The organism is Phormidium sp. CCY1219, assembly GCF_035615515.1.
Taxonomy (GTDB): domain Bacteria; phylum Cyanobacteriota; class Cyanobacteriia; order Cyanobacteriales; family Laspinemataceae; genus CCY1219.
The window spans coordinates 37,124-51,572 of the sequence record NZ_JAJENT010000802.1 but is presented as its reverse complement, the minus strand read 5'-3'; the positions used below and the strand labels follow the sequence as shown (position 1 = coordinate 51,572).

Below are 14,449 nucleotides of genomic sequence, written 5' to 3'. Positions count from 1 at the left end.
TGCAATGCTTTAATTGCGTAAGCCAAACCCAGCATTTATCCAGATTCACCCTTGACAAACAAGAGTAGCATGGGGTATAATGAAGCCGTAGGCGCAGGCAGGGCGTATGTGCAATGCTTTAATTGCGTAAGCCTCCAGCAAGCAGGTGAGGGTGGGTTCCACCCGATCGCCCCCGGGGGTGGGGGGATGCAATTTAAGGGTTTAATACTCGTAGGGATTTTTCGGTTTGGGAATTTCGCGAATCGAACTCGGGAGAATCACCAACTGACGACGGTCCGCCAAGGTTTCCGTCATCATCTGACCTTCCACCTCGATCCAAGTGTCTGGAGGATAGGCGTCGCGACTTTGGGACAGTTTCACCGGCAAACCAACCGGATAGGCATCGGCGGCACAACAGGTGATGATAAACCGCGCCACCAGGAGATATTGCTCTGGGAGTTCCGGTTCGGGCAGATGAATGACAAAGCCTTGCACCTTGACTTTTTGACCCGCATATGCATCCGGTTCCGGATAAACGGCTAAGGTACGAACCCAATCGATGAGCGATCGCTCCTCCGGTTTGACAGAAGCGGTAAACGCCTGGGGTTGCACGCGGGTGACAGGCAAAAAGTCATTCACGCTGCGCTGCAGGGCTTTTTCGCTGGCAAATACACTGGGACTGATAATAAAGCCCAAAATTGCCGCAAACAACAGCAATCCGGAACTCCATCCCGGGGCAAAGAGAGTAATATGCTGTTCGTTACTTTGAAACGTCTCCCGCGCGGAATTGTTTCCCCCTCCCGGGAACATCCCCTGGCGATCGAGTAAATCTTTTGCTTTAATACTGCCTACAATTAGCAGCGCAATCCCACCGAGAACCGTTAGGGCAAAATAGTTGGGGTGAATGAGGATATTTAATTCTCCCGTTACCCGATATTTGAGCAGCAAAATACCCCAAGCCAAAATTGCCAGAACATCAATCCAAGGGACAAACCGAGAGAACCGAGAAGAATTAGAACGACGAACAACCATTGTGCAGTTTTGCGGGTAGAGGTGCCAGTGCAGAATTGAGGATAAATTGCTGGGAAACACAGCCGAAATCCTGGAGTGTTGCACAGAGTTTTTGCAGAGAGTTACCGCTGAATTTATGCCCGGAAAAGGCAGTGGGGAAGTCAGCAGGCGGAAGGAATTAGGCGATTTTTAGATTATAAGCCAAGGTTAAGAAGAAGGTTAATTGTGCTGCGAGAATTAGGATATAAGCGATAGGTTTGGGTTTGAAAATCCACAACATCAGACCGATCGCCTTCAGGTCGATCATCGGACCGAACACCAGAAATGCCAGCAAAGAGCCGGTGGTAAAGGTAGAGGCGAAAGACAGGGCAAAAAAGGCATCCACCGTGGAACAAATCGAGACCACCGTTGCCAGGACGAGCATTGCCAGAATTGAAGTAACCGGACCTTGACCCAAGCTGAGGATAATTTCGCGCGGGACAGCCACTTGCACGATCGCCGCGATCGCGCTTCCCAGGACCAGCACCCCGCCGAGTTCGCGCAATTCCGCCATTGTATTATCCACAAACAACCGCCATCGGCGAGCGTCGATCGGATATTTTAGGGGTAATTTGCCCATCCAGCCCTTGGGCGGTGCGGCGGTAGCGGATTCCACCGGGGGCAGGGTAGCGGTATCCAGGCGCATGGGTTTGCCCGGTTCTCCCAATAAGAAAGTCCCCGACTGCAACAGGGGGGAGTCGGAAGCGATCGCCGCTTTTTCCCGTTTCGGCGCAGCTTTAGGAATCGCGCGCACCACACTGGGTTGTAAAATGGGTTTTAAATCCTCTTGGGCGCTGAAGACCCAGCCGATAATCGTGGCAATTGCCAGGGAAAAGACCACTCGCAGCACCACCATTTCCGGGCGATCGCGAAAGGCACTCCAGGTAGACCAAATCACGATCGGGTTCACCGTCGGGGCCGCCAGGAGAAACCCGATCGCCACCGAAGAAGGCACCCCCTGCATCAGCAAGCGACGCGCCACCGGAACGTTTCCGCACTCGCAGACGGGAAACAGAAAGCCGATCGAGCTGCCGATAAAGGCTCCCAGGAGGGGATGGCGCGGTAACTTCGCAAGCAATTGGCGCTCGTCTACAAACAGCAGCAGCAAACTCGAGAACAGGACTCCGAGCAGCAGAAAGGGCATTGCTTCGACGAGCAGACTCATAAAGAGCGTAAAGGCGTTGTGTAGTTGATTCATACGGCCTATGTTTCGCAGTGAGGAACTGGTTTGAGGGATCCGAACCATCAGCGCTCCGATCCCTCCAAGGGGAGCTAGCGCCAGCACCCTGGATCCAAACACCCCCCGCATCGCAAAGCGGCATTCGGATGTTAGGCAGACCACATCATAACAATATACAAGCTCAAGTGGTACGTCCGCCGTTGCCTGGATTGTCCGCCACGCGATCGCCCTTTCCGGACAATCCAGGGTCAAGACTTAAGAAAAGGTTAAATTTGTATTAATAAATAGTAATATTCAGGGGGCAACGCACTATCAGAAATGCTAAAAAAAATGACAGAATTGAGGAAAAATGTTGCTAATGATTAAAAAATATTTATTAAATGTTGCAATTAGCGGGGGAATGTTTAACATATTAGTATCTAAATTCTCTCGCTCCCTCGAGGGAGCCACGCAGACGGAACGGTTGCAGCTTCTCTGCGCGATCGCAGTCGAAAAACGGCCATAGATTCCCTGGCGATCGCGATCGCCTCCCGGCTAGACGCGATCGCGAGCAAATGCTTCTACTTCCACCGAATGATGAATGATGAGCGCTCATCAATTTCTGGCGATAACTTCTGGAGAGTCTACAATGTCGAGTGCTTCCCCTACTGAAAATTCCTTTTTACTTTCCTCGCGAGTGCAAAGTCAACCCTTACATTTAGAATCCAGCCTGAAAGAACTATCGCTTTATGACTTTCAAGTAGAATCGTCATTAGGCGGGCGCGAAATTGCCGAAGCGTTTAATGCAAATCCCCTGTTACCGGGAGTCATCCTCATCGAATCCGGCGAACTATTGGGGATGATATCTAGGCGGCGATTTTTCGAGCATATGAGTCGCCCCTACGGGTTGGAGTTATTTCTCAAACGACCCATCAAAACTTTGTATCGGTTTGCCCGTACAGACTCTTTGATTTTTTCCAGTTCCGCCACCATTGTCGCCGCCGCCCAAGGAGCCTTGCATCGATCGCCGGACTTACTTTACGAACCCATTATCGTAGACATGGGGTTGGGTAGGTATCGATTGCTCGACGTTCACCAGTTACTCTTAGCCCAGTCAAAAATTCACGAATTAGCCACGGAATTATTGCAAAAACTCTATCGCGATTTAGCACTCGCCAACCAACAATTAGAACGGCAAGCCAGTTTAGATGGGTTAACTCAAGTCGCCAATCGCAGAAGATTTGACAGTTACTTAAAGCAAGAATGGAGCAGAATGATGCGAGAAAATGCGCCGTTATCCATGATTTTATGCGATATCGACTTTTTTAAGCTTTATAACGACTCCTACGGGCATTTAGCCGGCGATCGCTGCTTACAACAGGTGGCCCAGCGTTTGCGCGAGGCGGTTCGGCGTTCCGCAGATTTAGTGGCCCGCTATGGCGGCGAAGAATTTGCCGTGATTTTGCCCCATACCCCCCCTGCCGGTGCCCTCACCGTCGCCGAACAGATCCGCAAACAGGTCAAAGGGTTAAATATTGCCCATCGCCAGTCCCGGGTTTGTTCTACCGTCACCCTGAGTGTAGGGGTAGCGACAATGATTCCGACTTGCAAACATACTCCCGAAACCCTCGTGGGGGCAGCAGACGAAGCCCTTTATCGGGCAAAAGAACTGGGACGCGATCGCTGCGTGGCCCATTGCAGCTAAGGTTTCTCAAATCCGTGGTCAGTCATTGCCCGGATTGCAAACCCTCCAGTGGGGGTTGTCCCCTGGCGATCGCCCCGGATTGGCAATCAAAATTCACTCAATCCAAAATGATGACTTCGATTGATGTAACATTTCATTGCACTAACGGCGATCGGCGGGAAAATACTGCCGATTTTTGGCCGATTGCGGTACAGTTAACATACCCCCTCGGGGATGATGGCCGACAAACATCCAATGCCAAACATTCTGGCCATTTTCACCCGCCAAAGGGCATTCAGCCGGGAAATCTCCGCAAACCAATCGGCGATCGCCACCGGATTTTCCCGTTTATCTCCCCAAGTTGCGGAAAAATCGGCCACCGAATCCGATTATTTCTTTCTCAAAAAAAACTGTAAGCCACCACCACTTTTTTTCTAGGTTAATTCAAGGTTAAGACCCCGTTAAATTTGCTAAAAAATTTACTAGAGTTAACACTATAGCTCCAAAAATTTTATAAAATTGTAAAAAGAATACCAGAGTTTTAACACCCTGCAAAACACAAAGCAAGTGAGGGAACAGAGAATGCTAGCCGTAAAAGACAAGTATCCCGAATTATTCCTGCAAGAACCAGAAGAACGGCAATGGACGCCGGAACTGAATTTAGAATCTACACTGGAAGAACTGACACTCTATGACTTTGCGATCGAAGCATCCGAACCCGGGGAAGCACTAGCCAGAGCCTTTGCCCAAAATCCGCTAATGCCCGGAGCGATTTTAGTCGAAGGCGAGAAATTCGTAGGCATGATTTCCAGACGTCGATTTTTAGAGCATCTGAGTCGTCCCTACGGATTAGAACTATTTTCCAAACGACCCCTGAGAACCCTCCATAACTTTACCAAAACTCAACATTTAATTATTCCGAGCAACACCTTAATCGTCCTCGCCGCCCGCCGATCGCTACAGCGATCGCCCCAACTTCTCTACGAACCGATCGTCGTCGAACTCGAACCCGATGTTTACCGCCTCCTCGACGTCCATCAACTCCTCGTCGCCCAGTCCAAAATTCACGAACTGACCACCAAAATGCTACAGGAGCAAACCCGCTCCCACATGATTCAAACCGAAAAAATGGCCAGTTTGGGGCGCATGGTGGCCGGCGTCGCCCACGAAATCAAAAATCCCGTCAACTGTATTAGCGGCAACATGGGATTTTTAACCAACTACGTCCAAGACGTCCTCGATTTGCTCTCGGTTTACGAAGAAGAAATGACCGAAAAATCCGACAGACTCAGGGAACTCGAATCCGACATCGATTTAGAATTTTTGCGCGAAGATTTCCCCAAAATCGTCCAAGCGATCGAAGTCAGTGCCCACCGCTTAACCAAAATCGTTGGCGGCATGCAAAACTTTTCCCACATGGACGAAACCGCCCGCAAACCCGCCGACTTGCATGAATGCATTGATAGTACCCTGTTGATTCTCCATAACCGGATTAAATACGATATTGAACTGAATAAAAACTATGGCAAACTGCCTCCCGTAGAGTGCTATTCCGGACAACTCAGCCAAGTCTTTATGAATCTGCTAAGCAACGCCGTAGATGCCCTGATGGAGCGCTTGGAAGCAGAAAAAGCCAATCCCAAGGCCGATGCCGATTGGAAACCGCGCATCGAAATCGCCACCGAACTGTTACAAATCTCAGACAATTCCGATTGGGCCGTTATTCGCATTCGCGATAACGGGCCGGGCATCCCCAAAGACATTCAAAAGCGGATTTTCGAGACATTTTTTACCACCAAACCCGTCGGCAAAGGCACCGGACTCGGTTTGGCCATTAGCAACGAAATTATCAAAGACAAGCACAAAGGCAAACTTAATTTAAACTCCCAAGTCGGTATCGGAACGGAATTTGAAATTATGTTACCCGTAGCCAAGAATGAAGAATAAAAAATGTCCTTAGTCATTTGTCCTTAGTCATTTGTCCTTAGTCATTTGTTCTTAGTCATTTGTCCTTAGTCATTTGTCCTTAGTCATTTGTCCTTTGTGGAATTACCAATGACCAATGACTAATGTGGTTTGTCCAATGTGGTTTGTCCTTTGTGGAAGTACCAATAACCAATGACAATTGACCAATGACAATTGACCAATGACCAATGACAATTGACCAATGACCAACACCCAATTCACCTCTTAACTTGCCAAATTTTCGCCGTTTTATCTTCAAAACCGCCGGCAAAGATTTCGCCATCGGGGGTAAATGCCACGGCATAGGCGGCACCGGATCGACCCCAGCAGGTGCGTTTTTCGTCACCAGTTTTCACATCCCACAGGACGATCGAGGTATCGTCGCTAGCGGAGGCGAGGGTCAGACCATCGGGGGAAAACGCCACCGAATTCACCGAAGCGGAGTGGCCCGTGAGGGGGATCAGTTGTTGCCAAGCGCGGAAATCCCAGAGGAGAATCGTGCGGTTAGCGCAACCGCAGGCGAGGAACTGACCGCAGGGGGAAATAGCCACCGAATTCACTGCTCGCGATCGCCCCCACCCCACCTGCTTATCCTCACCGGTGCGAACATCCCACAGAGCGATCGAAGTATCCGCACTTCCAGAAACCAACAATAGACCATCCGGGGAAAACGCCACCGAATTCACCGCCCCCGAATGGCCCTCCAGGGTGCGAAGAACGCGCCATGTAGCCACATCCCACAGAGAGATCGCCCCCTCATCAAACCCCGCCGCCAACAGACGACCATTCCGAGAAAACGCCACACAGCGGACCGGTCCGCGACCCCCGGAGAGGGTGCGAATTTGGCGACGAAAGGCCACTTCCCATACAGAGATGGTTCCATTGGCACCTCCTGCCGCCAGCAGACGACCATCGGGGGAAAACGTCACCGAATGGACGCCCGCCGAGTGGGAGAACAACTCCGTGCGAAGAGTGGGTAATTCTTGGCCGGTTTTTAATTGCCACCATTTGATGCCCCCTTTGCTTGCCGTGACCAGCAATCGTCCGTCCGGGCCGATCGCCAGGGCGATCGCCGCCGAGGGATGACCGCCAAAACAGCCCAACTCCGAAATCGTCACCGGGGGAGTGCGCGGGCGCGGTGTAGGGATTGGCGGTTGCGATCGCGTGCGGGTAGGGGGTTGCGCCCGCGCCACCGGTCGCGGGGGTCTACCCTGTCTGACCGGCGCGGGGGAACTTAACGCTTGCATCACCGCTTGCGCCGAATGAAAGCGGCGCTTGACGCTACTTTCGATCGCCTTATCCAGGATTTGCCCGAGGCGATCGCTGACGGAATTGGTGCCCAAATATTCCCGCCAAACGAAGGTACTTTCCATCGCGTCATACAACTCAAACGGTTCGCGATCGCTCAGCAGGGTAATGCAAGTCACCCCCAAACTGTAAATATCGCTAGAAAATACCGCCTTACCAAAAGTTTGTTCCGGTGCGGCATAGCCTTTGGTGCCAATCGTGGTGCCGGTTTTGCCCAGAACCGTACCCGTAGCATATTTTGCCGCCCCAAAATCCACCAACACCAATTTGCCATCACTGCGACGCCGGATAATATTTTCTGGTTTGATATCGCGATGGATCACATGTCCCTGGTGAATGAAGTGCAAAACCGGCAATAAATCTTGCAGCAAGCTGATAATTTTGGACTCACAGAAGCGACCATTTTCTGCCAATTCATCCGCTAAATTTTGCCCCTCGATAAATTCTTGAACGATGTATTGGCGATCGTCTTGTTCCAAATGGGCGAACAGTTCGGGAATATGAGGGTGTTTGCCCAACTGTTCCAAACGCACCGCTTCTTGGTGGAATAATTGTGATGCTTTCGCCGCATTCTGTTGCCATTGCAGGTAAAATTGCTTGATGGCGCAGCGCGGTTTTGAGGGTTTAAACTCGTCGATAGCCAACAGCGTCCGACCAAACCCCCCCGCACCGATGAGTTTTAGGGGTCGATATCGTTGTGCCAAGATGAGTTTCGTGCCGCAACTTTGGCAAAACGTTGTGGGGTCTGGGTTTTGGGGATTCGGACAAGCGGGATTGAGACAGTAACTCATCGGCTTTCTCGATCTGGTGGTTTATTCTATAGTAAATCGCGATCGCTCCGGTGCAGAGATTCCCCCCTTCGCCGATGGCGCATTCTAGCGCCACATCCCGGTGGGGATCCGCCATTTTCCCGGGGCATCCTCGCACATGGCGGTTGTGGGATAATAAAATAGTCTCGAGATTGCCGTCGAGGTTTGACCCCCGCCAAACGTCCGAAGTGATGATTCCCCACTCGGAAGTATCCGCTTGCCATTGCTCCATATTCCAAAATGGCAACCTGTAATTTCCGGCAGAAAGGGGGGGGCGCAGGGGCACCGGCCTCGAAATCGGTTCGGGATATCCGAGAAACCGAACAGACCACTGCACTGTAGCGCGCAGAGAGGCGATCGCTTTGGCGAACAAAAAAGAAGGGTATTATGGTCGGAACTGACGAAATCATTCGAGCAATATTGGCGATCGCGCGCACCGCAACCCCCGTCATCATCAACACCGCGCAACGCAACGAATTAGTCATCAAACTACTCAAACGCTTTCAATTCGATCCCGATCATCCCCCAGCGGATTTTACCGGCGTTTATCGCTATACCTTAGTGGAATACGGACTAGAAAAACTCGAACATGTAGGCGTCGAAAAACTGCGATTGATTTTAGAACTGTTTCGCCAAATCGAAATTCAACAAGCCTTTCGCAACGCCTTCGATCGCAACGACCCCAGTCGCTTGCTCCAAGAAGCCGAAGACTACATCTACAGCTACGCCTTAGGAGACAAAATCCGCGAACAAGGCATCGAACATCAGCGCGAATTGGCAAAATTTAGCGCCATTTTTATGGACATTACCAACCGCACCCGCACCCCCGCCGAAGTCCTGCAATTTCGCAAAATCGAAGACTTAAACCAAAGAACCTCCCAAATTTTAGACCAACTCAACAATCTTAACGCCCTCGAAGACATTCGCCAAGACCTCGCCAAACTCACCCAAAGCGATCCGAACCCCTTATTAGCCAATCCGGATCCTGCCGAGAAACGCCTTCCCTCCGCATTTGCCCACCAAGTGCGAGACTGGCTCGAATCATTGTACGACTTTGAGACCTACCAAGTCATCACCGAAAAGTATTTTGAATGGATAATTAACATCCGCGCCCGACGCGGATTCGATCGCATTTTAGTGCGCGGTATCGAAGGCGAAGTCACCATCCGCGACGTTTACGATTTAGGCCAAGTAGTAGACCGACAAAAAGTCGATGAAGGATGGTTAGTTGCCCCCCGGCGAATCAGTCAAGCCGCAGTCGATGCCGTAGAAAACGACCCCCAACTCTTCTGCTACACCCTCGACGAACTGATTGACGAATCCGCCGACTTTAGCGGTTACTTCCAGTGGTTAGAAGCCGAAGTGAAAAAACGTCACATCGAAGAACTCTACGTCCCCCTCGCCTGCACCAAAGAAGAACTCGATCCGATAAGCAAAAAACGACTTGCAAAAAGCCGCTACGATGGTCGCAACGGGTGGATCGATCGCTATATCAATCGCTGGTTAGACGACCCGGCCAAAGAACATATTTCCATTTTAGGCGAATTCGGCACCGGGAAAACCTGGTTTGCCCTCCATTATGCTTGGCAAACCTTACAAAAATATCGCGTCGCCAAGGAAGAAGGAAGCATCCGGCCCCGGCTTCCCTTGGTGATTCCCCTACGCGACTATGCCAAAGCCGTAAGCGTAGAATCGTTATTTTCCGAGTTTTTCTTCCGCAAGCACGAAATCGGTTTGCCCGGATATTCTGCCTTCGATCGCCTCAACCGGATGGGCAAATTGCTGCTAATTTTTGATGGGTTCGACGAAATGGCAGCCAAAGTCGATCGCCAAGAAATGATTAATAATTTTTGGCAATTGGCCAAAGTGGTGGTTCCCGGCTCGAAAGTGATTTTAACCTGTCGCACGGAGCATTTCCCAGAAGCGCGGGAAGGGCGAGATTTGCTCAATGCCGAGTTAAAGGCATCTACATCGAATTTAACGGGGGAAACCCCCCAATTTGAGGTGCTGGAATTAGAAAAATTTCAGTCAGAACGGGTGGGGGAAGTGTTGGGGAAACGCGCTAGCCCGGAGATTGTGGAGAAGGTGATGAGTCATCCGCAATTGGTGGATTTAGCCCGTCGCCCGGTGATGATTGAATTAATTTTAGAAGCCTTACCGGAAATCGAGTCGGGCAAGCCGATTGATTTGGCGCGAATCTATTGGTATGCAGTGCGCCGAAAGATGGAGCGGGATATCAAAACCGAGCGCACGTTTACGTCGATGGCGGATAAGTTATTTTTCCTGTGCGAGTTGTCGTGGGAAATGCTCGCCGGCGATCGCATGAGTTTGAACTATCGCGAATTTCCCGATCGCATTCGTCAGTTATTCGGCCCGGTGGTGCAGCAGCAAAAAGATTTAGACCACTGGCATTATGATATGATGGGGCAAACCATGTTAATTCGCAATGCGGATGGAGATTATGCCCCAGCCCATCGCTCCTTATTGGAGTTTTTTGTGGCGTATAAGTTGGCGGCGCAATTGGGGGTATTAGCGCCGGATTTTGCCGAACTGGGGGATATTCAGAATTATCCATTTTCCCAACCCTTGCGCGAAACCTTCGGGCGATCGCCCCTGACGAAAGCAGTGCTAGATTTATTATTGCCCGCGATCGCCCCCGGATCCGCCACGGAAGCGCGGTTATTGCAGCTCGTGGAGGGAACCAAAGGTCAAACCGAAACCGAAGTGGGGTATCTCGGGGCGAATGCGATCGCCTTGCTGTTGCAACTCAACCCCAATGCCTTGGACGATCGCGATTTGCGTCAAACCGTGGTGGTCGGGGGGGATTTCAGCCATGCCAGTTTGCGAAATACCAATTTTGCCGAGGCCACGGTATCACAATGTATATTCGCCAACTTGTTCGGCATGGTACTGAGCGTGGCCTTTACCCCAGACGGTCAATATTGTGCTACAGGAGACCAGCCGGGAGATATATACTTGTGGCAGGTAGCCGATGGCAAGCCCATCTGGCGCTATAGCGGACATGCGGGGGCAGTGTGGTCCCTCGCCGTTGCCCCGGATGGGAACACCCTGGTGTCCGCCAGCGATGACACCACGGTGAAACTGTGGCAAGTGCAGAGCGGGAATTGTATCAAAACCTTGACAGGGCATACCAGTCGCGTCCTCTGCGCCCGCATCTCCCCAGATGGCAAAACCCTCGCCACCGGTAGCGCCGATCGCACGGTGAAACTGTGGGATTTGCAGACTGGGGAATGCCTGCATACCCTGTACGGACATGCGAGTGTGGTGTGGTCCGTAGCCATCAGCCCCGATGGCAAGACCCTGGTGAGTGGCAGTGGAGACCAAACCGTGAAACTGTGGGATATCCCCACCGGAGATTGCTTGAAAACCTTGCAGGGACATATTGATTGGGTGCTCTCCGTGGGCGTCACCCCAGATGGGAAAACCGTTGTGAGTGCCAGTGCGGATGAAACCGTGAAACTGTGGGATATCCAGAGCGGCACTTGTAGCCAAACCTTGGCAGAACATAGTAGCTCCGTGTGGTCCGTGGATGTGGCCCGGGATGGGAAAACCCTGGCGTCTGGCGGTGCCGATCGCGCCGTGAAACTGTGGGACCTCGAAACCGGCGAGTGTTTGCAAACCTGGACCGGGCATAGCAACCGCGTGGGGTCGGTAGCGATCGCCCCCGACGGGCAAACCCTGGCCTCCGCTAGTGCGGATGAAACCGTGAAACTGTGGCACATTCGCACCGGCGAGTGCCTGCGGACGATTCACGGATATGCCAGTGCGGTGACAGCCGTGGCGATCGCCCCCGACGGGGAGTACCTCGCCTCGGGAAGTGCCGATCGCTTGGTGAAACTGTGGAATGTGAGAACAGGCCAGTGCGCCAAAACCTTCGCCGGACACCACAGTAAAGTGATGGCAGTGGCGATCGCCCCCGGGGAAGAAACCCTGGTCAGTCTCTGCGCCGAGGGCACCGTAAAACGTTGGCACCGGACAACCGGCCAGTGTATCGCCACCCGATCCGGATATGCCAGTGCAGTCGGCGCAGTGGCGATCGCCCCCGATGGCAACACCCTGGCGTCTGGCGGTGCCGATCGCGCCGTGAAACTGTGGAACATCGACACCGGTGTCTGTGTGGCGAATTTCCCCGGACATACCAGTAAAGTGATATCCGTAGGCGTTGCGTGGGATAGCAAACGGGTGGTTTCCGGAACTGATGATGGCACGATAAATGTCTGGGAGGTCGCCAGTGGACAATGTGTGAAAACCATACAGCGTTGCGAGTCCGTGGTGGCGATCGCGATCGGCCCGGATGGCAATACCCTCGCCTCGGGAACCGAGGAGGGTCGGATATATCTGTGGGATATCCAGCGCGGCGAATCTGTCGCCAGTTGGCAAGCGCATCCCAGTGCAGTGCTCTCCCTGGCATTTCATCCCCAGGGAAATCGCCTGGTGTCGGGCAGTGAAGATGAATGGATGAAACTGTGGGAGGTGCCCTCCGGAGACTGCGTACAGGCGATCGTGAATCAGCCCTATGCCGGAATGAATATCACTGGCGCGATCGGGCTGACTGAGGCGCAAAAATCCACCCTGAAGGCGTTGGGTGCGGTGGAACATGAGGCAGAAGATTGAAATCGCGATCGTGCAAACATGCGGCGCGTGCAAACATCACTCGGGGGATTGAAATCGCGCCTGTGCAGGCGTTAGCGTAGCCATGCCCGAAGCGGGCTATAGTCCGCATGACAAGGACTAGGGGAAGGGTTTAACTCGTTCCCAGGCACAACCTGGGAACGAGTTCACGAGTTATATTATCTACAAAAAACCTGGCAAAAAACTCTTTTAAAATTGGGTTTTTTATATTGATTTCGGTGCCCACGGATTGGCACAAACCTTCAGTGGCGATATAACCCTCGAAAGGGGCAAAACAGAGGAATGAGGTATTGAACCGGAATCGGGTAAAATAGACGCACCCCGATCGCATTCTGACTCAAAGCATTTTGAGAATGGGAAAAAATTCCCTATGTTTGAGCCTGCGTTAACATTCAACCATCACAGGCGCACGCACGGTGTCACTGCGATCGCCAACAATTTAAAACAAACCGATCTCATTGACATAATAGGCAATCCCTTCATAGTCGTAAATCGGTAAATTCGCCATTACCGCGTCCCGTTCCTGTGCCGATGGCGTGAAAAAATGCGTCCCGGTTTCCGTATTAAAAAACCGATGCAGTGGCGCAGTACCGGCGACGGCTTCCGGATACGCCTCGTAAGCAATCCCTTCGTAAACATACTGCGGCAAATTCGCGCGAATTTGGTTCACTTCCTCTTGAGAAATCGTGAAAAAATGCGTTCCCGTTTCCGTATTGAACAAGCGGTGAATCGACGCCGTTTCAGCCGAGGGTACAGCAGGAGCCGCAAAAGTGGGTCCTTCGTAATCATATCGCGGCAACGTATTCCTCACGTTATCCCGTTCCTCTGCCGAAGCCGTGTAAAAGTGAGTTCCCGTTACCGTATCGAAAAAACGGTAAATTGCCTTCTGCTGCGGTGGTGGCTCTGGAATCGGCGGCGGTACCGGCTCTGGAGGCGGTACCGGCTCTGGAGGATCGGGCGGAGGTGTTGGTGCGGGTGGTGGCGGTGGCGGTGGCGGTGTTGGTAGCGTTGGCGGCGGTGGTGGCTCTGGAAGTGGAGGCGTCTCCTCCGAGACTGGATCTCGTGTTGGTTCTCCCGTGGGATCGACCTCTTCGCCAAACCACAAAACGGCATATCCCTCATGCATTCCAACGCCCAAAGCATTCCACTGGTTGTCTCGCCAGTCGCCATTGGGGCCGAGTTGATTCAGGATTGTTTCCCGATGACCTGTATTGCTGTTTTTCCAAGAACTGATTGCTTGTTCTGCGGTTATCGTCGGTCCATTAAATCCCTCAAATCCGGTAACGTTTTCGTAGCCAATACCGGGATAACCGGTATTAAATCGCTCAGGAGCGTTCCACATCGCCTCTGGATTGTTGGAAAAAGAAACATCGCTCCAGTCGTGGGTCACTTCTCCAATATTTTCGGCTAAATCCAGAACGTGCCGATTGGCAACCAGAGACAGAGCTTTGGATGCCGGAATGGTAGGCAAGCCATTTTCAGCACGATATTCGTTGACGAGATTATAAAGTTTAACCTCTTCGGGTTCGAAATTGTCGAACTCCGATGGAACATAGATATCGATCGCCATATTTAATGACCTCGCAATCTTCTATCTATTTATTGGGGAAAACATTGGCAAATTATGCAGCAGTCGGTTTCCATCCCACCGCAATTTTTGGGAGCCACTGTGGCGATGGATCCAAGCGAAGGCGTTTGCGAAGCTACACAATTGGCGATCGCCCCCCAGGGTGGCAGACATCTCGAGATTGCAGCAGGAATTTTTTTCCAGCCGTGCATAATTTTCCATCCCCTCTCCCACTAAGCAAATAGCGAACCGGAAAACGGCGGGCGAACTGCCTT

9 protein-coding genes are annotated in these 14,449 nt (G+C 51.9%); 5 read left to right on the top strand and 4 right to left on the bottom strand.

Annotation, left to right across the window (positions count from 1 at the left end; all coding sequences use genetic code 11):
• Positions 1-201 precede the first annotated feature (201 nt).
• Positions 202-1,011, bottom strand: a complete 810-nt coding sequence (locus LKK83_RS24795) for a TIGR03943 family putative permease subunit (RefSeq protein WP_324634110.1) — start codon at positions 1,009-1,011, stop codon at positions 202-204.
• A gap of 157 nt (positions 1,012-1,168) precedes the next feature.
• Entirely contained in the window at positions 1,169-2,227 is a 1,059-nt protein-coding gene (locus LKK83_RS24790; protein WP_324634109.1) for a permease, read from the bottom strand.
• Between the two features lie 610 nt (positions 2,228-2,837).
• Between LKK83_RS24790 and LKK83_RS24785 the strand changes: the two genes are divergently transcribed.
• The 3 genes from LKK83_RS24785 to LKK83_RS24775 all read left to right on the top strand — a co-directional run bounded on the left by LKK83_RS24785 (position 2,838) and on the right by LKK83_RS24775 (position 5,819).
• Positions 2,838-3,893, top strand: coding sequence for a GGDEF domain-containing protein (locus LKK83_RS24785; RefSeq protein ID WP_324634108.1), 1,056 nt, complete (start codon positions 2,838-2,840; stop codon positions 3,891-3,893).
• A 14-nt stretch (positions 3,894-3,907) separates the two neighbouring features.
• Positions 3,908-4,288, top strand: a complete 381-nt coding sequence (locus LKK83_RS24780) for a hypothetical protein (protein WP_324634107.1) — start codon at positions 3,908-3,910, stop codon at positions 4,286-4,288.
• A 166-nt stretch (positions 4,289-4,454) separates the two neighbouring features.
• Entirely contained in the window at positions 4,455-5,819 is a 1,365-nt protein-coding gene (locus tag LKK83_RS24775; protein ID WP_324634106.1) for a sensor histidine kinase, read from the top strand.
• Positions 5,820-6,055: 236 nt separating this feature from the next.
• On the opposite strand, the gene LKK83_RS24770 is transcribed toward LKK83_RS24775, so the two are convergent.
• Positions 6,056-7,936 carry a serine/threonine-protein kinase gene (locus tag LKK83_RS24770; protein WP_324634105.1) on the bottom strand — a complete coding sequence of 627 codons (1,881 nt, stop codon included), beginning with the start codon at positions 7,934-7,936 and terminating at the stop codon, positions 6,056-6,058.
• 405 nt (positions 7,937-8,341) lie between these two features.
• On the opposite strand from LKK83_RS24770, the gene LKK83_RS24765 reads away from it, so the two are divergent.
• Positions 8,342-12,589, top strand: coding sequence for an NACHT and WD40 repeat domain-containing protein (locus LKK83_RS24765; protein ID WP_324634104.1), 4,248 nt, complete (start codon positions 8,342-8,344; stop codon positions 12,587-12,589).
• A 457-nt stretch (positions 12,590-13,046) separates the two neighbouring features.
• Here the strand turns inward: LKK83_RS24765 and LKK83_RS24760 are convergent, their stop codons facing one another.
• On the bottom strand, positions 13,047-14,177 hold the full coding sequence (locus LKK83_RS24760; protein ID WP_324634103.1) for a CAP domain-containing protein: 1,131 nt from the start codon (positions 14,175-14,177) through the stop codon (positions 13,047-13,049).
• 54 nt (positions 14,178-14,231) lie between these two features.
• On the opposite strand from LKK83_RS24760, the gene LKK83_RS24755 reads away from it, so the two are divergent.
• Entirely contained in the window at positions 14,232-14,411 is a 180-nt protein-coding gene (locus tag LKK83_RS24755; protein ID WP_324634101.1) for a hypothetical protein, read from the top strand.
• Positions 14,412-14,449 lie beyond the last annotated feature (38 nt).

Bases quoted from the DNA above. Each gene is read 5' to 3' on its own strand.
- LKK83_RS24795 (WP_324634110.1), bottom strand. From the start codon at position 1,011: ATGGTTGTTCGTCGTTCTAATTCTTCTCGGTTCTCTCGGTTTGTCCCT.
- LKK83_RS24790 (WP_324634109.1), bottom strand. From the start codon at position 2,227: ATGAATCAACTACACAACGCCTTTACGCTCTTTATGAGTCTGCTCGTC.
- LKK83_RS24785 (WP_324634108.1), top strand. From the start codon at position 2,838: ATGTCGAGTGCTTCCCCTACTGAAAATTCCTTTTTACTTTCCTCGCGA.
- LKK83_RS24775 (WP_324634106.1), top strand. From the start codon at position 4,455: ATGCTAGCCGTAAAAGACAAGTATCCCGAATTATTCCTGCAAGAACCA.
- LKK83_RS24770 (WP_324634105.1), bottom strand. From the start codon at position 7,936: ATGAGTTACTGTCTCAATCCCGCTTGTCCGAATCCCCAAAACCCAGAC.
- LKK83_RS24765 (WP_324634104.1), top strand. From the start codon at position 8,342: ATGGTCGGAACTGACGAAATCATTCGAGCAATATTGGCGATCGCGCGC.
- LKK83_RS24760 (WP_324634103.1), bottom strand. From the start codon at position 14,177: ATGGCGATCGATATCTATGTTCCATCGGAGTTCGACAATTTCGAACCC.
- LKK83_RS24755 (WP_324634101.1), top strand. From the start codon at position 14,232: ATGCAGCAGTCGGTTTCCATCCCACCGCAATTTTTGGGAGCCACTGTG.